This window comes from Nocardia sp. NPDC052254, assembly GCF_040679495.1.
In the GTDB taxonomy this organism is placed as follows: domain Bacteria; phylum Actinomycetota; class Actinomycetes; order Mycobacteriales; family Mycobacteriaceae; genus Nocardia.
Window position 1 is genome coordinate 254,666 of the sequence record NZ_JBFAUW010000005.1, and the last position, 20,238, is coordinate 274,903.

The 20,238-nt window shown below is 65.9% G+C and carries 17 protein-coding genes and 4 pseudogenes; 4 read left to right on the forward strand and 17 right to left on the reverse strand.

From position 1 onward, the window contains the following. Nucleotides 1-244: 244 nt before the first annotated feature. From AB0L57_RS15630 to ctaD, 3 genes are all read right to left on the reverse strand, one after another. Nucleotides 245-1,171, reverse strand: coding sequence for a peptidyl-tRNA hydrolase (locus AB0L57_RS15630; protein ID WP_364961847.1), 927 nt, complete (start codon nt 1,169-1,171; stop codon nt 245-247). 97 nt (nt 1,172-1,268) lie between these two features. After that, complete coding sequence (gene serB / locus AB0L57_RS15635; protein ID WP_364962421.1) at nt 1,269-2,693, reverse strand: phosphoserine phosphatase SerB; 1,425 nt, start codon at nt 2,691-2,693, stop codon at nt 1,269-1,271. Between the two features lie 224 nt (nt 2,694-2,917). Continuing rightward, on the reverse strand, nt 2,918-4,654 hold the full coding sequence (ctaD, locus tag AB0L57_RS15640; RefSeq protein ID WP_364961849.1) for a cytochrome c oxidase subunit I: 1,737 nt from the start codon (nt 4,652-4,654) through the stop codon (nt 2,918-2,920). A 222-nt stretch (nt 4,655-4,876) separates the two neighbouring features. Between ctaD and AB0L57_RS15645 the strand changes: the two genes are divergently transcribed. Beyond that, nucleotides 4,877-5,953 carry an ABC transporter substrate-binding protein gene (locus tag AB0L57_RS15645; protein ID WP_364961851.1) on the forward strand — a complete coding sequence of 359 codons (1,077 nt, stop codon included), beginning with the start codon at nt 4,877-4,879 and terminating at the stop codon, nt 5,951-5,953. Nucleotides 5,954-5,978: 25 nt separating this feature from the next. Here the strand turns inward: AB0L57_RS15645 and AB0L57_RS15650 are convergent, their stop codons facing one another. Beyond that, nucleotides 5,979-6,422 carry a hypothetical protein gene (locus tag AB0L57_RS15650; RefSeq protein ID WP_364961853.1) on the reverse strand — a complete coding sequence of 148 codons (444 nt, stop codon included), beginning with the start codon at nt 6,420-6,422 and terminating at the stop codon, nt 5,979-5,981. Nucleotides 6,423-6,532: 110 nt separating this feature from the next. On the opposite strand from AB0L57_RS15650, the gene AB0L57_RS15655 reads away from it, so the two are divergent. Continuing rightward, a complete protein-coding gene (locus tag AB0L57_RS15655; RefSeq protein ID WP_364961855.1) occupies nt 6,533-7,054 on the forward strand; it encodes an AAA family ATPase in 522 nt (173 codons plus the stop codon). A gap of 107 nt (nt 7,055-7,161) precedes the next feature. On the opposite strand, the gene nrdF is transcribed toward AB0L57_RS15655, so the two are convergent. From nrdF to AB0L57_RS15710, 11 genes and pseudogenes are all read right to left on the reverse strand, one after another. Continuing rightward, nucleotides 7,162-8,124 (reverse strand): class 1b ribonucleoside-diphosphate reductase subunit beta, encoded by a 963-nt coding sequence (gene nrdF / locus AB0L57_RS15660; protein ID WP_364961857.1) that lies wholly within the window; start codon nt 8,122-8,124, stop codon nt 7,162-7,164. A gap of 374 nt (nt 8,125-8,498) precedes the next feature. Then, nucleotides 8,499-9,017: a hypothetical protein gene (locus AB0L57_RS15665; RefSeq protein ID WP_364961859.1), complete on the reverse strand. Its 519-nt coding sequence runs from the start codon at nt 9,015-9,017 to the stop codon at nt 8,499-8,501. A gap of 155 nt (nt 9,018-9,172) precedes the next feature. Beyond that, nucleotides 9,173-10,717 (reverse strand): magnesium transporter, encoded by a 1,545-nt coding sequence (gene mgtE, locus AB0L57_RS15670; RefSeq protein WP_364961861.1) that lies wholly within the window; start codon nt 10,715-10,717, stop codon nt 9,173-9,175. A gap of 553 nt (nt 10,718-11,270) precedes the next feature. Beyond that, a pseudogene (locus AB0L57_RS15675) lies at nt 11,271-11,450 on the reverse strand (prevent-host-death protein); the annotation flags it as partial. A 93-nt stretch (nt 11,451-11,543) separates the two neighbouring features. After that, nucleotides 11,544-13,160: pseudogene (gene nrdE, locus AB0L57_RS15680) on the reverse strand (class 1b ribonucleoside-diphosphate reductase subunit alpha); the annotation flags it as partial. Between the two features lie 252 nt (nt 13,161-13,412). Next, nucleotides 13,413-14,390 (reverse strand): annotated as a pseudogene (locus AB0L57_RS15685) (LAGLIDADG family homing endonuclease); the annotation flags it as partial. Next, a pseudogene (locus AB0L57_RS15690) lies at nt 14,379-14,876 on the reverse strand (ribonucleotide reductase N-terminal alpha domain-containing protein); the annotation flags it as partial. The pseudogenes AB0L57_RS15685 and AB0L57_RS15690, both read right to left, overlap by 12 nt. A 35-nt stretch (nt 14,877-14,911) precedes the next feature. Continuing rightward, on the reverse strand, nt 14,912-15,415 hold the full coding sequence (gene nrdI, locus AB0L57_RS15695) for a class Ib ribonucleoside-diphosphate reductase assembly flavoprotein NrdI (RefSeq protein ID WP_364961863.1): 504 nt from the start codon (nt 15,413-15,415) through the stop codon (nt 14,912-14,914). 43 nt (nt 15,416-15,458) lie between these two features. Then, nucleotides 15,459-15,692, reverse strand: coding sequence for a redoxin NrdH (locus tag AB0L57_RS15700; RefSeq protein WP_364961865.1), 234 nt, complete (start codon nt 15,690-15,692; stop codon nt 15,459-15,461). A gap of 491 nt (nt 15,693-16,183) precedes the next feature. Further along, on the reverse strand, nt 16,184-16,306 hold the full coding sequence (gene ykgO, locus AB0L57_RS15705; protein WP_025348247.1) for a type B 50S ribosomal protein L36: 123 nt from the start codon (nt 16,304-16,306) through the stop codon (nt 16,184-16,186). A gap of 191 nt (nt 16,307-16,497) precedes the next feature. Next, complete coding sequence (locus AB0L57_RS15710) at nt 16,498-17,064, reverse strand: NAD(P)H-dependent oxidoreductase (RefSeq protein WP_364961867.1); 567 nt, start codon at nt 17,062-17,064, stop codon at nt 16,498-16,500. A 230-nt stretch (nt 17,065-17,294) separates the two neighbouring features. Between AB0L57_RS15710 and AB0L57_RS15715 the strand changes: the two genes are divergently transcribed. Together AB0L57_RS15715 and nadE are read left to right on the forward strand one after the other, a co-directional pair. Next, nucleotides 17,295-17,894: a helix-turn-helix domain-containing protein gene (locus AB0L57_RS15715; RefSeq protein WP_364962424.1), complete on the forward strand. Its 600-nt coding sequence runs from the start codon at nt 17,295-17,297 to the stop codon at nt 17,892-17,894. 9 nt (nt 17,895-17,903) lie between these two features. Continuing rightward, entirely contained in the window at nt 17,904-18,749 is an 846-nt protein-coding gene (gene nadE, locus AB0L57_RS15720; RefSeq protein ID WP_364961869.1) for an ammonia-dependent NAD(+) synthetase, read from the forward strand. Nucleotides 18,750-18,755: 6 nt separating this feature from the next. Here nadE and AB0L57_RS15725 read toward each other — a convergent pair whose 3' ends face one another. Then, nucleotides 18,756-18,998 (reverse strand): MoaD/ThiS family protein, encoded by a 243-nt coding sequence (locus tag AB0L57_RS15725; protein ID WP_364961871.1) that lies wholly within the window; start codon nt 18,996-18,998, stop codon nt 18,756-18,758. Beyond that, nucleotides 18,991-20,049 carry a GTP 3',8-cyclase MoaA gene (gene moaA, locus AB0L57_RS15730; RefSeq protein ID WP_364961873.1) on the reverse strand — a complete coding sequence of 353 codons (1,059 nt, stop codon included), beginning with the start codon at nt 20,047-20,049 and terminating at the stop codon, nt 18,991-18,993. Before moaA ends, AB0L57_RS15725 begins: the two co-directional genes overlap by 8 nt. Nucleotides 20,050-20,238: the final 189 nt, after the last annotated feature.

Below are 20,238 nucleotides of genomic sequence, written 5' to 3' on the forward strand. Positions count from 1 at the left end.
CACGATATCTGTCATAGTCGGCCGCTCACGCGATGACGATTCGAATCAGCCATTGTCGCAGTGAGATTGCGCACGTTTCACCGAGATCCGCTACTCGACACGCCCGGCGCGGCATCGAGTCGCCCGAGCGTGGGAGCGGGTCGTCGAGCCGGACCGCGCATGCGGTGAGCCGGGGAGACCGAGCGCGCGGCGGACCCCTCCGTTCAGGCCGGATCGCGCATGCGGATTCGGCACGGGCCGCAGTTCACTCCTCGATCGCCCGGAGCTCCGGCGCGACAGCGATCACGGTCATCGATCCCGGTGCGACTTCGGTGAATCCGGCATCTCGCACCGCGGCGACCGTCCGCGCTCCGGCATCGCCGTTCACCAGCGCGCACAGTCGTTCCCACTGCCGCGGATCCGCGTCACGTACCGCGCATCGGAACCCGCGCTGTGCCCAGGCGAACGCCTGGTCCACCGGGAGCGCTCCGGCGAGCAGCATGCTGGCGTGGCCGACCTGGGCCGCGGCCTTGCCCACTGTCATGTCCAGGACCGAATTCACCCACAGCACCGGCAGTTCCGGGTCCGGTGCCTCCGGTGTGTCATGTTCGAGGTCGGTTCCGCCGATCTGCAGTTTGCGAATTCGCGGATCGATCTCGCCGACCGGACCGGGGACCAGTGCGCGGGCCTGGGCACCGTCGGTCTCGATCGTGATGCCGTCGACCTCGCCGGCCGCGGTCCACTGCGCACCGCGCGCCCGCCGCGCCACCTTGCGGATCCGCGATCGCTTCCAGGTCAGATACCGGGGTTCCCATTCACCGCCCGGTCCCACCCGCGGGTCCAGGCACAGCGCCACGGCGGAGGCGGCGGCCGCCTCCAGCACGGCACTGCGCGGCGGCGGATCGGTCTTCGGAATGTGCAGCACCATCTGCATGGCCTGCACCTGCGCGGGATCGTCCGGATCACCACCGCCGCCGTAACCGCGTGCGAGTTCGGCGTGACAGGCACGGAACCGCGCATCCAGTCGCAGGGGTGCGTCCACACCGTCGCCGGGCAGCGGATCACCCGGTGTGCCGTGACCGGGCGGTTCGTCCGCCGGAACGCACAACACCGGGTTCGCCTCGACGCCACGTGCCGCGGCGTGATTCCCGGCGGCGTCCGGAGTCGGCGTACCGGAATCCGATTCGGTCATATGTGATCTCCGCTCGTGTGCTCGAACCGCCATGGCAGGCCGTATCGCCTCGCCGTGCCGGTCGAGGGCAATCGTCGATACCGCCGCGCCCGGCCGGTCAGCTCAGCGGCACCCGGCGCAGCAACCCGTCGCGCGCGTCGGCCGCCTCGACCTCGTCGCGGGTGACGCCGAGGATGAACAGCACCGCGTCCAGGAACGGGTGCGACAGTGCGGTGTCGGCGACCTCCCGCAGGGCGGGCTTGGCCTGGAAGGCGATACCCAGTCCGGCGGCGTTGAGCATGTCGATGTCGTTGGCGCCGTCGCCGACCGCGACGGTCTGTTCCATCGGCACCCCGGCCTCGGCAGCGAAACGTCGCAGCGCGACGGCCTTTCCGGGGCGGTCGACGATTTCGCCGATCACCTTGCCGGTCAGCTTGCCGTCGACGACCTCGAGCGTGTTGGCATGGACGAAGTCCAGTTCCAGGTCATGCGCCAGCGGTTCGATGACCTGACGGAAACCACCCGAGACGACACCGCAGCGGAAACCCAGCCGGCGCAGTGTGCGGATGGTGGTCCGGGCACCGGCGGTCAGTTCGATGCGCTCGGCCACTCGATCGATCACCGTCTCGTTCAGTCCGGTGAGCGTCGCGACCCGCTGCCGCAGGGATTCCGCGAAGTCGATCTCACCGCGCATCGCGGCCTCGGTGACCTTACGGACCTCGTCCTCCACACCGGCGTGCGCGGCGAGCATCTCGATCACCTCGCCCTGAATGAGGGTGGAGTCGACATCGAACACGATCAGCCGCTTCGCCCGCCGCGCCAGCCCCGCACGCTCGACGGCGACATCGACGTTCTCCTTGGCGGCGACCTCGGCCAGCGCCGTGCGCAACCGGGTCTCCGCGGTACTCGGGTCAGGGCCGGAGGCGGCAGCCTGCGTCACCACGGAGGCCCCCCGAATACCGCCATCCGACACAGCGGTACTCGGGTCAGGGCCGGAGGCGGCAGCCTGCGTCACCACGGAGGCCCCCCGAGTACCGCCATCCGACACAGCGGTACTCGGATCGGGGCCGGAGGCGGCAGCCGCTTGCGCCTGCAGTGCGGCGGTATCGTCGGGTGCCGTCGCGGGTGCGGTGACCATCAGTTCGAGACCGGTCACCGGATAGTCGGCGATCCCCCGGATCGAGTCGATATTGGCGCCCTGCGCCGCGAGAGTGCGCGCGATCGTGCTGAACGCCCGCGCGGTGACCGGACTGCCCAGTACCACCACCGCATGGGTCGAGAGCGGCGCCCCGGACACCGAATTGGCGCCGATCTCGATCTCGACCTCCATGCCGACCGTCGCCATGGCTTCCTCGAGCTGATCCTGCAGTTCTTCGGGATCGCCCGGACTTGTCACCAGCACACCGAGAGTCAACCGGCCCCGGATCACGACCTGCTCCACGTCCAGCAGGCTCACGCCGTGCCGGGACAGCGCCGCCAGCAGCACCGAGGTCACACCCGGCTTATCGGGACCGGTGACCGTGATCAGCACCGTCGTCTCCATGGCACTCGCCGCGCGCGTGCCATCACCAGACTCGGACGTGCCCACGCGCAACTCCATCTCTCGTGACAACTCCAGTGGCCGGCGATCGCGGGTCCGCCGACGGCCAGGGGTCATTCTCTCAGGTCGGATCCCGTCCCCGGCGCGCGCGGTACCGCGCCCGAAATCCCCGGAAACGCCGAACGCGGCGGCCGTCTCGAGGACGACCGCCGCGTTCGGGTGTGGTACTAGCTCGACACCTTCTCGAGCTCGGCCACATGGTGGGACTTGGAGCCCCAGCCCACGTGGGCCTCGGCCCGCATGCGCTCCACCATGTGCGGGTAGTGCAGCTCGAATGCCGGACGCTCGGACCGGATCCGCGGCAGCTCGTAGAAGTTGTGCCGCGGCGGCGGGCAGGTGGTGGCCCATTCGAGGGAGTTGCCGTAACCCCAGGGATCGTCGACGGTCACGACCTCGCCGTAGCGGTAGCTCTTGAAGACGTTCCAGATGAACGGCAGCGTCGAGGCACCGAGGATGAAGGCACCGATCGTGGAGATGGTGTTCAGCGTGGTGAAACCGTCGGTCGGCAGGTAGTCGGCGTACCGACGCGGCATGCCCTCGGCGCCCAGCCAGTGCTGCACCAGGAAGGTGGTGTGGAAGCCGACCAGCGTCGCCCAGAAGTGCCACTTGCCCAGACGCTCGTCCATCATGCGGCCGGTCATCTTCGGGAACCAGAAGTAGATACCCGCGAAGGTCGCGAACACGATGGTGCCGAAGAGCACGTAGTGGAAGTGCGCGACGACGAAGTAGGTGTCGGACACGTGGAAGTCCAGCGGCGGGCTGGCCAGGATGACACCCGACAGACCACCGAACAGGAAGGTCACCAGGAAGCCGACAGACCACAACATCGGTGTCTCGAAGGTCAATTGCCCCTTCCACATGGTGCCGATCCAGTTGAAGAACTTCACACCGGTGGGCACCGCGATCAGGAAGGTCATGAACGAGAAGTACGGCAGCAGCACCGCGCCGGTGGCGTACATGTGGTGCGCCCACACCGCGATCGACAGCGCGGCGATACCCAGGGTGGCGTACACCAGCGTGGTGTAACCGAAGATCGGCTTACGGCTGAAGACCGGGAAGATCTCGGAGACTATGCCGAAGAACGGCAACGCGATGATGTACACCTCGGGGTGACCGAAGTACCAGAACAGATGCTGGTAGAGCAGCGAACCACCGGTGGCCGGGTCGTAGATGTGGCCACCCAGGTGGCGGTCGTAGGCCAGTGCCATCAGCGCGGCGGTCAGCAGCGGGAAGGCCAGCAGGACCAGGACGCTGGTGACGGCGATGTTCCAGGTGAAGATCGGCATCCGGAACAGGGTCATACCCGGGCAACGCAGGCAGACGACGGTGGTCAGCATGTTGACACCACCGAGAATGGTGCCCAGACCGGAAACGGCCAGACCCAGAATCCACAGGTCGGCGCCGACACCCGGGGAGTGCACGATGTCCGACAGCGGGGTGTAGGCGGTCCAGCCGAAGTCGGCGGCGCCACCGGGGGTGATGAAGCCCGCGGTCGCCATGGTCGCACCGAACAGGTACAGCCAGTAGCTGAACGCGTTCAGGCGCGGGAAAGCGACATCGGGTGCGCCGATCTGCAGCGGCAGCACGATATTGGCGAAACCGAACACGATCGCGGTGGCGTAGAACAGCAGCATGATCGTGCCGTGCATGGTGAACAGCTGGTTGAACTGTTCCGGCGACAGGAACTGCAGATTCGGGCGAGCGAGCTCACCACGCATCAGCAGCGCCATCAGGCCGCCGATCATGAAGAACGACATCGCCGTCACCAGGTACATCACACCGAGGACCTTCGGGTCGGTCGTGGTGACGGCCTTGTAGATGAACGACCCCTTAGGGCCCAGCCGCGCCGGATACGGCCGCGTCGCTTCCAACTTGGGGACTGGCTGGGGCTCTACAGCAGTCACTGATCCTCCTGAAGGTGTGCCTTCTGCTCGTTTCGCACGCTCGTGCGTTCCGGTGCATGACGAAACGACGGTGGCTTGCGCTAAAGGCATCGTAAACCGTGGCGCCACAAGCGTCCGAACGGGTCCTACTCTGTGTCGTAATTGCCCTCGGAAGGGATCACGACGACCTGATCGGCCCAGGGCGGCGGGGCGCGCCGGGCAAGCGCATGTACCCTACGCTGCATGCCGGTGAGCGAACGCGTCTCCGCCCGAAACCCCAAGACCCGCAAGCGCGCCAGCGCGCGTCGGCTGTCGATCGGCGCGGCGGCGGTCGGCGCCCTGGTCGCCGTGGTGTCCGGCTGCGGAACCGGCGGCGACGACGCGGCGAGTTCCATCGTCCGGACCACCACCAATATCGCCGGCGCGAGTGTGGTCGGGATCGAGCGCGACACCACCCGCGCGTGCGCGCTGCCCAGCGCACCCGATCAGGCAACCGGGACCCGTACCGTCGCGGGCACACAGGTCCCGGCCGATCCGAAACGGATTGTCGTACTGGATACCGCGGCGCTGGACGCGGTGTGCGCGGTGGGGTTGTGGGAGCGTGTCGTCGGCACCACCACCCTGGCCGGGCCGGTGACCCAGCCGAACTATCTGGGCACCGGCGTACTGAAGATCCCCGGCGTCGGCAGCACGGGTGCGGTCGACACCGCGAAGATCGCCGAACTGCATCCGGATCTGATTCTGGGCAGCGCCGGCGACGGCGATCCCGGCGCACTGCGCGGCGTCGCGCCGACGGTCCTGGTGGAGCACCGCGGCTGGCAGGAAGATTTCACCGGGTACGCCGATGCGATGGGCCGCGCGTCGGCCGGAACCCAGGCGCTCACCGACTACCGGACCGACGCCCGCGAGACGGGCGCCTCGATCGCCGCGAACTTCTCGCAGGCATCGGTGATCCGCTTCTCCGCCAAGGATATTCAGGTCCAGGGTGACGACACGTTCGCGGGCCAGGTGCTCGCCGACGCCGGCGTGCAGCGCCCCACCGCCCAGCGCGATCGTTCCTTCACGGTGGACAGCCTGTCCACGAAGTCCGATCGCAACAAGATCGAGGGCGACATCATCTATCTGATGCTCGACGGCGCGGACGGCAAGAGCCATGCCCAGTCGGTCATGAAGGGTGACGACTGGAAGGACCTCAGCGCGGTGAGCGACAAGCGCGATTTCGTCGTCGAGGACGATATCTGGCACGGATCGGGCCTCACCGCCGCCCGCGCGATCCTCGACGATCTGCGCAAGACGCTCAACGGCTTCGTCACCGACTGATTTCCGGCGGCGCAACCACATCCGATCAGTTCCGCTGCGGCGGACGGCGCGGATCGGCACCCGCCCCGCGCGGCCGCAAGGCGTAGGCGGGCACGAGTTGATCGGACAGCTGCAGCGGCGTCCGCCCGTCCGCGTAGCACACCGAGAAGTTCACCCGCCCCAGCCAATCACCACTGAACGAGGGCACCCAGTGGGTGAGCGTGCCGGGCCGCTCCCCCGTCATATCCAGCCCCGACCCGTTGACATGCGTCGGCGCACCGGGATCCCGGATCAGGATCGCATCCAGCCGCACCCACACCGGCTTGGGCGGCTGCACCAGAACGCGGTAGTAATAGCCGGTCTCGTTCGGATATTGCAGTTCCGGCCCGGTGCCCTCGGTCCGCGGAATATCGGCCGGAAGCCGCCGCGGCGCCACCGACTCGGCCGCACCACCCTCACCCGGCACCTTCCGATCGGAACTCGAACACATATTCGAATGATACCGGGCGGTCGGCCCGCTTCGCACCCACCCCACCGCCGGCGCCGCGGTCCACACACCATCTCCGCACAGTCCGGCCCGGCCACGTGCATGATGCCCCGATGGGCAAGCTGCTGATCCTCGTCAACGGACTCCCCGGATCGGGCAAGTCGACCACCGGACGAGCATTGGCGCGGGCCCTGAACGCGCGATTCCTGTCCAAGGACGCCGTCAAGGAGGCGCTGGCGAACGGGGTGGACGACAGCGCAGACCTGCCGGAGCTGGGTGGCATCGCCATGGACACCGTCTGGGCCCTGGCACGCGCGGCCCCGAACTCCGTCGTCATCGATTCATGGTGGTTCGCACCGCGCGATACGGAATTCGCCCGGCTGGGGATCGAGCGGACCGCGCCCGACCGCACGATCGAAATATGGTGCGCCGCACCGGCACCGGTCGCGCGGGCCCGTTACTCGAACCGGCGCCGCCCGGAGTTCCATCGCGACGCCCACCACCTGTCGACGGACTGGGACACCTGGGCCCGCAACGCCACACCCCTCGGGCTGACGCCCACCCTCGAGGTCGACACCACCCGGCCCGTCGACTACGCCGCGCTCGCGTCCCGAATCGACCGCATCGCCGGATGACAAGCCGCGGCCCAGCATTCGGGTCGTGCGGACCAGGCGTCCGGGCTCAGACGAACAGGGCCCGGACATCGTCGATGATGTCCGGGCCTGTCCGGGGAGAGGGTTATTCAGAAATCCCAGTCCTCGTCCTCGGTGTTGACCGCTTTACCGATGACATAGCTGGAGCCGGAACCGGAGAAGAAGTCGTGGTTCTCGTCGGCATTGGGCGACAGCGCCGACAGGATCGCCGGGTTGACGTCGGTCTCGTCGCCCGGGAACAAGCCCTCGTAGCCCAGATTCATCAGCGCCTTGTTGGCGTTGTAGCGCAGGAACTTCTTGACGTCCTCGGTGAGGCCGACCTCGTCGTAGAGGTCCTGGGTGTATTCGACCTCGTTCTCGTAGAGCTCGAACAGCAGCTCGAAGGTGTAGTTCTTGAGCTCCTCACGCTCGGGCTGGGTGAGGTCCTCGAGTCCCTTCTGGTACTTGTACCCGATGTAGTACCCGTGCACGGCCTCGTCGCGGATGATCAGGCGGATCAGGTCGGCGGTGTTGGTGAGCTTGGCACGCGAGGACCAATACATCGGCAGATAGAAGCCGGAGTAGAACAGGAAGCTCTCCAGCAGCGTCGAGGCCACCTTGCGCTTGAGCGGCTCGTCGCCCCGGTAGTAGTCGAGAACGATCTCGGCCTTGCGCTGCAGATTCGGATTCTCCTCCGACCACCGGAACGCGTCGTCGATCTCGCGGGTGGAGCACAGCGTGGAGAAGATGGAACTGTAGCTCTTGGCGTGCACCGACTCCATGAACGCGATGTTGGTGTACACCGCCTCTTCATGCGGAGTGCGCGCATCCGGAATCAGGCTCACCGCACCGACGGTGCCCTGGATGGTGTCCAGCAGGGTCAAGCCCGTGAACACCCGCATGGTCAGCTGCTTTTCCTGCGAGTTCAGCGTCGCCCACGACGGAATGTCATTGGACACCGGAACCTTCTCCGGCAACCAGAAGTTGCCGACGAGTCGATCCCAGACCTCGGCATCCTTCTCGTCGGGCACCCGATTCCAGTTGATCGCAGACACTCGATCGATCAGCTTCACGCCCGCTCACTCACCCTTCCCGCTTCGCTGGACATTCTACGCCGAGACACTACTCCTAGTGGTCTGTGCTTCAGCACAGCACAAAGGCTTGTGTCTTCCGAGTACTGCGCAAATACGTTCCAGCGTGGGAAGTTCCACATCGCGGCCGATGGGGAATGACCAGCGCGCGCTCGACAGGCCAGTGCCGGCGCATCGGCGACAGCAACGATGCCGAGGGTTTGCCGAAATCTTCCGGATCGCCCATCGGAAGCCGTGCACACTTCACCGACAGCATCTCCCCGCGCGGTTCGCCGACCGCCACAACCGTTGCCGCCCCGACTGCTTCACCATTCGGGGCAGCTCAGGATTGCGCCGAGCCCGAGTTCGGATCGCCCTCAGGGCACCATGATCGCGCCGAAACCCGGCACGACGGCGGTGGATTGGGGTGGCGCGTTGTACTGCTCACGCTCGTGGGCAACGGTCGCGACGACGGGTCCGGAACCGGTGTCCGCGGTGACCTGCAGCGGAAGCGTCGCCGCGTAGGACTTGTCCACGGTGTTTCCGGTATCGACCCAATGCCGGAGATCGGCGGCACCGGTGGCGCCGGTACGGAGATTGCGCCACTGGACCGTGAGCCACCGATAGTTGTACTGAGTGTTGTAGGGAGCGGGCGTGGCCACCGAAAAGATCACGGTGCCCGGCCGGTCGCCGGGGGTGGCCGTCACCGAGGTCGTCTGGAACAGACCGCCGGGCACCCCGCCCGGGCCGATCTCCGGGCCGGTGACCACCGGCACCGGGAACACCGTGGCCGGCTGGGCGCTCACCGTCGCGGCGGCACCGAGCGACAGCGGCGCCGCGAGCGCTACGGCAATCGCGGTCCTGCGGAAGAAATTTGCTCGCAGCTGCATATTCATGCGATCAGTATGGGTGCCGTCGAGCCCTCGGAACCTCGTGACCCGCCAGCCGATTCGGGTCTCGCCACGACTGTCGGCTCGGTGCCGGGGCAACAGAGCAGCACACCGACGCCGAGGCGAGAGTTCTTCCGCTCCGAGCTGACAGCAGCCCGCACTCAGATGCCGAGTACGAGCTTCGCGGTGGTGAAGTAGATGATCAGCCCGGTCGCGTCGACCAGCGTCGTCACCATGGGCGCGGAGATGACCGCCGGATCGATGCGCAATTTCTTGGCCAGCAACGGCATCGTGCCGCCGATGGTCGCCGCCCAGCCGCAGATGATCACCAGGGTGATGCCCACGACCAGCGCGATCTGCGCGCCGACGAAGGTCGCGCCGATGACCATGCCGACGACCGCCAGCATCGACCCCAGCACCAGGCCCACCCGGCATTCGCGCCAGATGACCTTCAGCAGGTCCGACACCCGCACCTCACCCACCGCGAGCGCGCGCACACACGAGGTCGCCGCCTGCGCACCGGCATTGCCGCCCGCGCCGATGAGCAACGGAATGAACAGCGCCAGATTCGCCGCCTGTACCAGCGTCGTTTCGAACGCGTCGGTGACCGAGACCGTCAACGTGGCGGCGACCAGCAGCAACAGCAACCACATCGCCCGGTAGCGGGCCAGCTGGAAAACTCCGGCGGCCATGTAGTGGCCGGCCCAGGGACTGGCCCCGGCCTGCCGGGCCACGTCCTCGCTGTCGGCGGCCTCGATGACCTCCACCGCATCATCGATGGTGAGCAGACCCACGAGGCGATCCTCGCTGTCGACCACCGGCAGGTTGATCAGATTGGTCTCACGCATGAGCCGTGCCGCCTTCTCCGCGGCATCGGTCGCGCGGACGAAAACCGGTTCGGTGACGACGAGGTCGGTCAGCAGCGTGATGGGATCGCTGAGCACCAGCTCGCGCATCTCGACGATCCCGATCAACCGGCGGCCGCCGTCCACCACGGGCAACGTGTAGACCGTCTCTGCGTGCGCGCCCTTGGCCCGGACCACTCCGAGCGCCTCGGCAACCGTCAGATCGCGATGCAGCGCAACGACTTCCGGCGTCATGTACCGGCCGACCGAACCCTCGGGATAGCCCAGCAGAGCCGCGGTCATCCGCCGTTCGCGCGGGCTCAGCCCGGCCAGTACCTTCTTGGCGACGGTGGCCGGCGCCTCGCGGAGCATGCGCGCGCGGTCGTCGGGATCCATCCCCTCGATCAGTTCGCGGAAGCTCTGATCCCGCATACCGGACAGGATCTGCTGCTGGTCGACGGGCTCGAGTTCCTCGAACACCGCCAGCGCGCGGTCCTTGTCCAGCAGCCGGAACGCGATACCGGCCTGCACCGCGTCCATGCGCGCGAGTTCATCGGCGATCCGATGCGGCGCGTGCTCGTCCAACCAGGTCAGCGCGTCACAGACGCGGCGCGCGTCGATGAGCTCCCACAACGACGTGTGGTCCGAATTCGATTCGGCGGCACTCGATTCCGCGGCATCCGATGCCACGTTCCCGGATTCGCCCGCCGATCCGACACCGGGCGAGCAGGGCCCGTCCACGGCGGCAAGGGTCGTTTCCGCGACGGCGTCGGCGGCAACGATTTCGGGTACGGACGGGTGATCGTCACCCAGGGCACGGGAACGCGCGGGCGCGGCAAAGTACAGATCGGTCGGCGACATGACAGAACCTCGGCATACAGCGAGTGGGTACGGGAATCACGGATTCACACCGCGAGGCACCGACCTCGCCACCGAAAGCTCTACCGGCAGAACAGGAGGACGGCGCCGCGCGGCCTTCGACTCGGGGGTTCGCTACGCACAGCTACCCACCTCCTCATCGCCAGCACTTCACCGTCAAAAGAATGTTCGGGCGCCCTCCCGGCAACCCCGATGACCTGCACCATCGCAAGATCATCATCTGGACGCAGTGCGCCCGCATGCAGGTTACACCTCTGCGGGCCGTAATGCCGAACCGAGTCGTCGCAGCCCGCGCGCATCGCCGCTTCGACTTCGAAGTGGTACACGACCACCGGGAGTTCTTCTGGAGGACACCGAGTTGCGCCTCGGCAAGATGGGTGCGTAGCCCCGCCGACGCCGGCGTGAGGAACTCCGCTACTTCGTCTCGTTCGGGTGGCTGGTATGCACCTGCTCCAAGTACACCGTGCGCTCGCCGACGAAGAACCAGATGCGCGCGGTGCCCTTGATCGTCGGCGTGTGCTGCCACCTCTCGTGGCTCGGCGAGCGGACCGTCGTCGTCCACCGCCACCCCGATGAGCTGTGCGGCGAACTCGAGCAAGCGGGCGCGGCCTTCCGCCTCGCGCCGAGACATGAGCACGAGAGCCTCACCGTCGCGCCGAGTCACCGTCACCGGGTGGTCCTCGGCCTCGCCGAACACCTCGGCTGCGATGCCCAGTCGCGCCCGTCTCGTCGCAAGAGCCGCTACGTGACACCTGAAACAAAACGCTGGCCGGGGGTTGCTCCCCCGGCCGGCGACCGAGCCGAACCTCTACAACATGCAGCTGACGCAGCCCTCTACTTCGGTACCCTCCAGAGCCATCTGGCGGATGCGGATGTAGTACAGCGTCTTGATGCCCTTGCGCCAGGCGTAGATCTGGGCCCGGTTGACCTCGCGAGTGGTGGCGCTGTCGTTGAAGAACAGGGTCAGCGACAGGCCCTGATCCACGTGCTGGGTGGCCGCGGCGTAGGTGTCGATGATCTTCTCGTAGCCGATCTCGTAGGCGTCGGCGAAGTATTCGAGATTGTCGTTGGTGAGGAAGGGAGCCGGGTAGTAGACGCGGCCGATCTTGCCTTCCTTACGGATCTCGATCTTCGATGCCACCGGGTGGATCGAGCTGGTGGAGTTGTTGATGTAGGAGATGGACCCGGTCGGCGGTACGGCCTGCAGGTTCTGGTTGTAGATCCCGTGCGCCATGACCGAGGACTTCAGCTCGCGCCAATCCTCCTGGGTCGGGATGTGCACACCCGCCTCGGCGAAGATCTGCTGCACGCGTTCGGTTTTCGGCTCCCACACCTGTTCGGTGTACTTGTCGAAGTACTCGCCGCTGGCGTACTTCGAATCGGCGAAACCACCGAAGGCGGTGCCACGCTCGATGGCGAGCAGGTTCGAGGCCCGCACCGCGTGGAACGCGACGGTGTAGAAGTAGATGTTCGTGAAGTCCACACCCTCCTCGGATCCGTAGTGGACCCGCTCGCGCGCCAGGTACCCGTGCAGGTTCATCTGACCGAGGCCGATGGCGTGGGACTGGTTGTTGCCCTGTTCGATCGAGGGCACCGAGTAGATGTGGGTCTGATCCGAGACGGCGGTCAGCGCGCGGATCGAGGTCTCGATGGTCTGCCCGAAATCCGGTGAGTCCATCGCCTTGGCGATATTGAGGGAGCCGAGGTTGCAGGAGATGTCCTTGCCGACGGTGGCATAGGACAGATCGTCGTTGAACACCGACGGGGTGGAGACCTGCAGGATTTCCGAGCACAGGTTGGAGTGGGTGATCTTGCCCTTGATCGGGTTGGCCCGGTTCACGGTGTCCTCGTACATGATGTACGGATATCCGGACTCGAACTGCAGCTCGGCGATGGTCTGGAAGAACTCGCGCGCATTGATCTTCGACTTGCGGATGCGCCCGTCGTCGACCATCTCGTAGTACTTCTCGGTGACATTCACATCAGCAAAAGGCGTCCCATAAATGCGCTCGACGTCGTACGGCGAGAACAGGTACATGTCCTCGTTCTTCTTCGCCAGCTCGAAGGTGATGTCGGGGATCACCACACCCAGCGAGAGCGTCTTGATGCGGATCTTCTCGTCCGCGTTCTCGCGCTTGGTGTCGAGGAAGCGGTAGATGTCGGGGTGGTGGGCGTGCAGATACACCGCACCCGCGCCCTGACGCGCACCGAGCTGGTTGGCGTAGGAGAACGAATCCTCGAGCAGCTTCATGATCGGAATGACGCCCGAGGACTGGTTCTCGATCTTCTTGATCGGCGCGCCGTGCTCACGAATATTGCTGAGCAACAGCGCGACTCCGCCACCACGCTTGGACAGCTGCAGCGCCGAGTTGATGGAGCGCCCGATGGACTCCATGTTGTCCTCGATGCGCAGCAGGAAGCAATTATGCACAACCGTGCCATGGATCGAATAGGTGTGAGTACCTGCTACGTGCAGGTTGTACACGTTCTGCGGGATGTCCGACGTACGCTCGATCGCGCGGACGCCGTAGACGTGGCGACCGTGGACGACCTGATACGTCGTGCGCTTCGTTCCTTTCCGCCCGGCGTAGTTGTGCAGGTTCTTGCCGATGTCGAAGATGAACTCTTCGTTGGTTCCGGGCAGGCCTGGCACAAATACCTGCCCGGTCGGGTTACCGGCCTGGTTGAGGTAGGTGCGAACCACCGACACGATGCCGAGACGGCGCAGGATCAGCTGTACCTGGTCGATCAGTTCCGGATTGACCAGGTCGAGAACCATGCCACCGGTGGTCGTGCATCCGTCACCACGGAACAGTCCACCGACCAGACCGCGCAGAAAATCGTCATCAGCCGTCATGACCCCGTGCGACAGCCGCTTGGTGGCATATCCGGTCCCTGCCATCGACAACAACAATGACGCAACGGCTTTGCTGTTGCAGACCATACGAGTGGAGTGATCGGAGTGGTTGGTGTGCAGGGACAGGTTCGTCCCGAACACCTGCTTGAACGCCATACCAAGTTCGGCATGATATTCGACTTCATGTGCGCCCAGGGTGAAGTGCACACCGTTCGGCTGCACATCCTCCACACCGGAACGCTTGGAGACATGCCCCTCGGCGAGGTACCAGCCGAGAATCAGGCCGAGTTCATGTGACTCCTCGATGTACCGATTGACCGGCACGAACGCCTGACTGTACCGCTGCTTGTTGCGGTGCTTGGCATCCGCATTCACCTTGCGGACCAGCCCGTCGGACTCTTCGTAGATGCCCCTCCCCGTGAACTCCATCATGTCGAAGCTCCGGCGCTCACGCGTATCCATCGGCGCAGTCGTCACGATGAAATCGGACGGATGCACATCCTGCGCGGCCAGCCACACGAACCCACGGAACGGATCGGCACCGTCACCGTCGATGATGGTCTCGACGTCACGGCTGGTCCACACCAGAATCGGATGCTCCGGAGTGCACCTGATCGGCTCCTTGTGACCGAAATGCGAAATCGACACCAGCGCTTGATCGTTCGGATTCTCGATCAGCTTCTCGACCTCGGCATAGGAACCGTCGTGCGACAACACGAGATCCCCTGGACGCAGGCTCTCGATCGGGCGCGGGCCGACACTGGTATCCACCGGAGTTCCTGCGGGGAAGCAGCTCACGGGCTCACCGCGCTGCTTCTTACCCGAATTCAGGAAGGTCGGCGTCGCCGGCTGGAAGCGGCCGTCGATGATCTCCTCGACCAACCGCTGCGCCAGGACCTCGTCACCGTCGGCCAGGGTCAGCGCGACCATGCAGACACGGTCCTCGAACCGCTCCAGATAGCGCTTACCGTCGAAAGTCTTGAGCGTGTAGGAGGTGTAGTACTTGAACGCGCCCAGGAAGGTCGGGAACCGGAACTTCTTGGCGTAGGCCTGCTGGAACAGCTTCTTGACGAAGGCCCGGCTGTACCGATCCAGCACCTCGGCCTCGTAGTAGTTCTCCTCCACGAGGTAGTCGAGCTTCTCGTCGAGATTGTGGAAGAACACGGTGTTCTGGTTGACGTGCTGCAGGAAGTACTGCCGGGCGGCGGCGACATCCTTGTCGAACTGAATCTCGCCGTTCGGTCCGTACAGGTTCAGCATCGCGTTGAGCGCGTGGTAGTCCAGACCGTCGGTGGCGGTCTCGTTGCTGACCGGGCGCTCTAGGCGGGCCGTCTTTCCGGCCGGTGCTGTTGTCGTTGCCAAAACAATCCCAATCCCTCTCGGACGCGCTCGACGTCCTCGGCGGTTCCCATCAGTTCGAAGCGATACAGGTAAGGCACCCCGCATTTGCGCGAGATCACCTCTCCCGCATAGCAATACGTATCGCCGAAGTTCGTGTTTCCGGCCGCGATCACCCCGCGCAGCAGCGCGCGGTTATGCGGATCGTTGAGGAACTTCGCCACCTGTCTGGGCACGAATTCCTTGTCCGAGCGACCGGATGCTCCCTCGCCGCGCTGCGCGTCGAAGACGTGCCGGCCGCCACCGTAGGTGGGACAGATCAGCACATAGGGCGCATCGACGCGCAGCGAATCGGCGGTGTGGAGCGGAATGCGAACGGCGGGCAAACCCAGCCGCTCGACGAAGCGGTGCGTGTTCTCCGACGCGCTCGAGAAGTAGACCAGAGCGGGCGTCGATTGGGCTCCTTCCCCGGACAACCCAGCCATCCCACTCCCCCTTCCCATCATCGGACGAACGATGACCGGCGGATCAGGCCGCGGCGGTCACCAGGGACTTGATGCGGTCCGGACGGAAACCGGACCAGTGGTCGTCGCCGGCGACGACGACAGGGGCCTGCAGATAACCCATTGCCATCACGTAATCGCGGGCCTCGGGGTTCTCGGAGATGTCGATGATCTCGTACTCCACACCGGCCTTGTCGAGCGCACGGTAGGTGGCATTGCACTGGACACAAGCGGGCTTGGTGTAGACCGTGATACTCATGGGTGACCCTCTCTCCTTGCCTTATCCGATGCAGTCTTGAATCGATTGCCATCTGCACTGAGCATCCGTACTGAGCACGATCCATCTGGTACTGCGCAAACCCCTGGAAGAAGGAGCAGTAGGGGCAATTTCCCTGCCGTGATCGGCTCGGAATCCGTCTCCCCTTCCAGTGCTCAAGACACTACACCTAGTGGCCGACAGTTTCCTACAACACGACATGTTGCGAACCACAAAGATGGAATTCGGCGGTCGTAAGTACCAGGACAGTTGATTCGCAACCCGACACGACAGTGGCGCAGATCACGATTTTGTGTCGCAGCTCTCCCCCAGCAAACCCAATTCCACCTCTGGTCACACCGGTCACAGGCACCTCTCCGACACCCACCCGGCACAGCAGAACGACCGGATGCCGTCACCGCTCCGGAGAGCAGGCTCGACATCCGGCCGTCGATTCCGGCGTGTCGCACGGTCGGCCCCGCAGGCCGTGACAGTCAGCCCTGGCGGGCCTTGAATCGCGGATCCTTCTTGTTGATCACATACGTCTTACCCCGGCGGCGCACGACCTGTGCACCCGGCTTGCTCTTCAGTGAGCGCAACGAGTTCCGCACCTTCATATCCTTCTCACTCCTTCTATTGGAAATGGTTTTCATATCCTATAGACCGAGTGCCCCGCCCCCTAGGGCGCGGATCACGCCGTGAAGTGACCGGCCGACAACCGGACGATGTCCGGCCCGACGACGCCGAGGGGCCGCACCACAGCGGTGCGGCCCCTCGAGGCGAAATTCGGGACGGTGTCGGCTCGCGCTCAGGCGTCGACCGATTCGCGTACGGCCGCCACCAGATCGGTCACCACGGCGGCGAGCTGGGTGAGCGCCTCGGCATCCTCACGCGGATGCGCCTCGCCGAACCGCTGGCCGATGGTCGCGAAGTGCAGGTGCGCGCTCTCCACGACCGCGGCACCGGCCACACCGGCCGACTTGACGGTGTCCCCGTGCGCCCACTTCCCGGCGTTCGGGCTGATCGACGCGCTCACCACGGCGGTCGGCTTGCCCTTGATCGACCCGGCACCATAGGGACGCGAGGCCCAGTCGATGGCGTTCTTCAGCGCCGCGGGGATGGTTCCGTTGTACTCGGGAACGAACAACACCAGAGCGTCGGCCGCACCGACGGCGTCACGCAGCGCCTGCGCGGCGGCGGGCACACGGCCCTCGACATCGATGTCCTCGTTGTAGAAAGGAATATCTCCGAGGCCCTCGTAGATACCGACCTCGACACCCTCCGGGGCGGTGTGGGCGGCGGCCTCGGCCAGCTGCTTGTTGATGGAACCGGCACGCAAGCTGCCGACGAGAGCCAGGATGCGAGTTTGTGACATGATCACTCCTTGTGCGGTGGGGCGGTGGCGTCCGCTTTCACGTGACGATAACCGGACTACAGTCCGGTTTCATTCCCGGGCCATGGGGTGACCGAACGGTGAACTGCGACACTCCCAATCCGAAGGGGTCGGACTCCTCCTCGTCATCGACCCTGCGAGCAGCCGATACATCGCTGCTCGCGACGGACTCGCTTCCGGCCGAACTCCCGCTCGAGGCCCTGTCGGTGGAACTGCCGAGGCAGGCCCTCGCCCTGCCGGTGGCCGAGTTCTCCGAGCGCAGCGATGCCGCACGCAACCGGCAGCTGCTGCTCGACGCGGCCGAGGAGCTGGTCCGCGAATTCGGCGCGGACGGCGTCACCATGGACGCGGTCGCCAAGCGTGCCGGGGTGGGTAAGGGCACCGTCTTCCGGCGGTTCGGAAATCGCGCCGGGCTGATGCTGGCACTGTTGGACCAGTCCGAACAGAAACTGCAGGCGGCGTTCATGTTCGGGCCGCCACCACTGGGCCCGGGCGCGCCACCGCTACAGCGGCTCATCGCCTTCGGTCGCGCCCGGCTGGCGGGGATCGAGGTGGAGGGCGAGATGCGCCGGGCCGCCGACGAATCCGGGCGCTATGCCTCCGCCCCCTACAACATCTCCAAAACCCATGTGTCGCTGTTGCTCCGGCAGCTCGGCGCCACCGGTGACATCGCGCTGCTGGCCGATACGCTGCTGGCCAACCTGGACGCCGCGCTGGTCCTGCATCAGATCCGGGTGGCCGGTCATCCGCCCGAGCGGATCGCCGATCACTGGGAAAAGGTGGTCCGCGCGCTGGTGACACCTGCCCAGTAGAGTGTGCGCATGGGGAACCTGCGCGAACAGATCATCGCCGAACTGGGCGTTGTCGCCGAGATCGAACCGAAACTCGAGGTGCGGCGGCGCGTCGAATTCCTCGCCGACTACCTGAGTTCCACGCCGGCAACGGGTTTCGTTCTCGGCATCAGCGGCGGCCAGGACAGCACCCTGGCCGGCAAGCTGTGCCAGCTCGCGGCCGAGGAGTTGCGGGCCCGCGGCCGCGAGGCCACCTTCGTCGCGGTCCGGCTCCCCTACGGCGATCAGGCCGATGCCGAGGATGCCCGGCGCGCTCTGGATTTCATCACCCCCGACCGTTCGGTCGAGGTGAACGTCAAGCCGGGCGCCGACGCGGTGGCGGCCGCGACCGCCACGGGTGTGCGCGAACTGCTGGGCGAGGACGCGCAGTTGCGTGATTTCGTGCGCGGCAACATCAAGGCCCGCGAGCGGATGGTGATCCAATACGCCATCGCCGGTCAGCTCAATCTGGTCGTGGTCGGTACCGATCACGCGGCCGAGGCCGTGACGGGCTTCTTCACCAAGTACGGCGACGGCGGTGTGGACATCACGCCGCTCACCGGACTCACCAAACGCCAGGGCGCGGCGCTGCTGCAGGAACTGGGCGCACCGCCGAGCGTATGGGAGAAGGTGCCCACCGCCGATCTCGAGGACGACCGTCCGGCTCTGCCGGACGAGGTCGCGCTCGGCCTGAAATACGCCGAGATCGACGACTACCTCGAGGGCAAGGACGTGTCACCGGAGGTCGCCGAACGCCTCGAAACCATCTTCCGCAACACCCGGCACAAGCGCACCGTCCCGGCGACACCGCTGGACACCTGGTGGCAGCGGGCCTGAACGGGCTCAGCCGCCGGCGAATGGCGGCAGCACGTCGACCCGGACTCCCACTTGGGCGTTGTCGTCGCGAGTGAGCTCGTCGCCCACCAGGTAGGCACAGACCTTCAGCATCCGCTCGAGATCCGTCCCGTGCGCCGCCAGCAACGCGGCGCGCAGATCCGCGACCGTCGCCGCATCGGGCAGGTCGAGCTGTTCACTCGAAGCGCCGACCGCGTCGGCGATCGCGGCGAAATATCGGACCTCAACCACCGATGGCCCCCATCGTGCGTTCCGGCGGCACGAAATCGGCGGCGTCGATGCCATGCCCTGCCCATTTGTTCCACATCGCACCGCGCCAGCGCTGTGCGAGTTCCTCGTCGGTCGCACCCGCGCGCAGCAGTGAGCGCAGATCGTATTCCTGGTCGCTGAACAGGCAGGACCGTATCATGCCGTCCGCGGTCAGCCGGGTGCGATCGCAATCACCACAGAACTGCCTGGTCACCGAGGCGATGATGCCGACGGTGGCCGGGCCGCCGTCCACCAGCCAGGTTTCGGCGGGCGCCGCCGGATCGGTGCGCCCGGCCGCGGTGAGAGTGAAACCGGCCCCCAGGACCTCGAGCAGTTCGGCGGCGGTGACCATATTCGCGCGGGCCCATTCGTGATCGGCGTCGAGCGGCATCTCCTCGATGAACCGCAGTTCACAGCCCTCGGCCAGGCACCAGCGCAGCAGATCGACTGCGCCGGACAGAGTTTCGCGCATCAGGACGGCATTGACCTTGACCGGGGACAGCCCCGCCGCATGCGCGGCGCGAATACCCGACAACACCGAACCGAGCCGATCACGGCGGGTCAGACGGGCGAATCCGGCACGGTCGACGGTATCCAGCGATACGTTGACCCGGCCCAGTCCGGCGTCCGCGAGCCCACGGGCCCGATGCTGCAGACCGACACCATTGGTGGTGATCGCCAGGGGCGTACCCGGGACCGCGCTGTGACAGCCCGCGAGGATCTCCTCGAGATCGCGTCGCATCAGCGGCTCACCACCGGTGAAGCGCACCTCGCGCACCCCGAGCCGGCGCACCGCCAACGCGACCAGCCGCACGATCTCCTCGGCGGAGAGCAGTTCGTCGGCCGGGATGGCGGGCAGGCCCTCCTCGGGCATGCAATAGGTACAGCGCAGTGAGCATTTCTCGGTGATCGACACCCGCAGGTCCCGGGCGGTGCGCCCGAATCGATCCACGAGCAGGTCGGTGCCGGGCCGGCCGTCCATCGAGGGCCGCCCACCCCGGACGGCGGGAATCCCCATGAGAACGACGGTCACCCCACCATTATGGACATCACCCCCATCTCACGTCCGAGGACTCGGCGACTGTGAGGGGAGGTGTTTTGGACTTCGCTTCGGCTGTATCTTTGGCCTCCGCTTCGCTTCGGCGGGGTTTCGGCCCTCTGGGCCTCGATTCTTCCCTTCTCCGCTCCTCCGCTTCGCTCCTCCGCTCCGGCAGTCCAGAAT

Excerpts from the sequence above, each read along its gene's own strand:
- AB0L57_RS15630 (WP_364961847.1), bottom strand. The coding sequence starts at position 1,171 with ATGACCGAATCGGATTCCGGTACGCCGACTCCGGACGCCGCCGGGAAT.
- serB (WP_364962421.1), bottom strand. The coding sequence starts at position 2,693 with ATGGAGACGACGGTGCTGATCACGGTCACCGGTCCCGATAAGCCGGGT.
- AB0L57_RS15645 (WP_364961851.1), top strand. The coding sequence starts at position 4,877 with ATGCCGGTGAGCGAACGCGTCTCCGCCCGAAACCCCAAGACCCGCAAG.
- AB0L57_RS15650 (WP_364961853.1), bottom strand. The coding sequence starts at position 6,422 with ATGTGTTCGAGTTCCGATCGGAAGGTGCCGGGTGAGGGTGGTGCGGCC.
- AB0L57_RS15655 (WP_364961855.1), top strand. The coding sequence starts at position 6,533 with ATGGGCAAGCTGCTGATCCTCGTCAACGGACTCCCCGGATCGGGCAAG.
- AB0L57_RS15665 (WP_364961859.1), bottom strand. The coding sequence starts at position 9,017 with ATGAATATGCAGCTGCGAGCAAATTTCTTCCGCAGGACCGCGATTGCC.
- mgtE (WP_364961861.1), bottom strand. The coding sequence starts at position 10,717 with ATGTCGCCGACCGATCTGTACTTTGCCGCGCCCGCGCGTTCCCGTGCC.
- nrdI (WP_364961863.1), bottom strand. The coding sequence starts at position 15,415 with ATGGCTGGGTTGTCCGGGGAAGGAGCCCAATCGACGCCCGCTCTGGTC.
- AB0L57_RS15700 (WP_364961865.1), bottom strand. The coding sequence starts at position 15,692 with ATGAGTATCACGGTCTACACCAAGCCCGCTTGTGTCCAGTGCAATGCC.
- ykgO (WP_025348247.1), bottom strand. The coding sequence starts at position 16,306 with ATGAAGGTGCGGAACTCGTTGCGCTCACTGAAGAGCAAGCCGGGTGCA.
- AB0L57_RS15710 (WP_364961867.1), bottom strand. The coding sequence starts at position 17,064 with ATGTCACAAACTCGCATCCTGGCTCTCGTCGGCAGCTTGCGTGCCGGT.
- nadE (WP_364961869.1), top strand. The coding sequence starts at position 17,904 with ATGGGGAACCTGCGCGAACAGATCATCGCCGAACTGGGCGTTGTCGCC.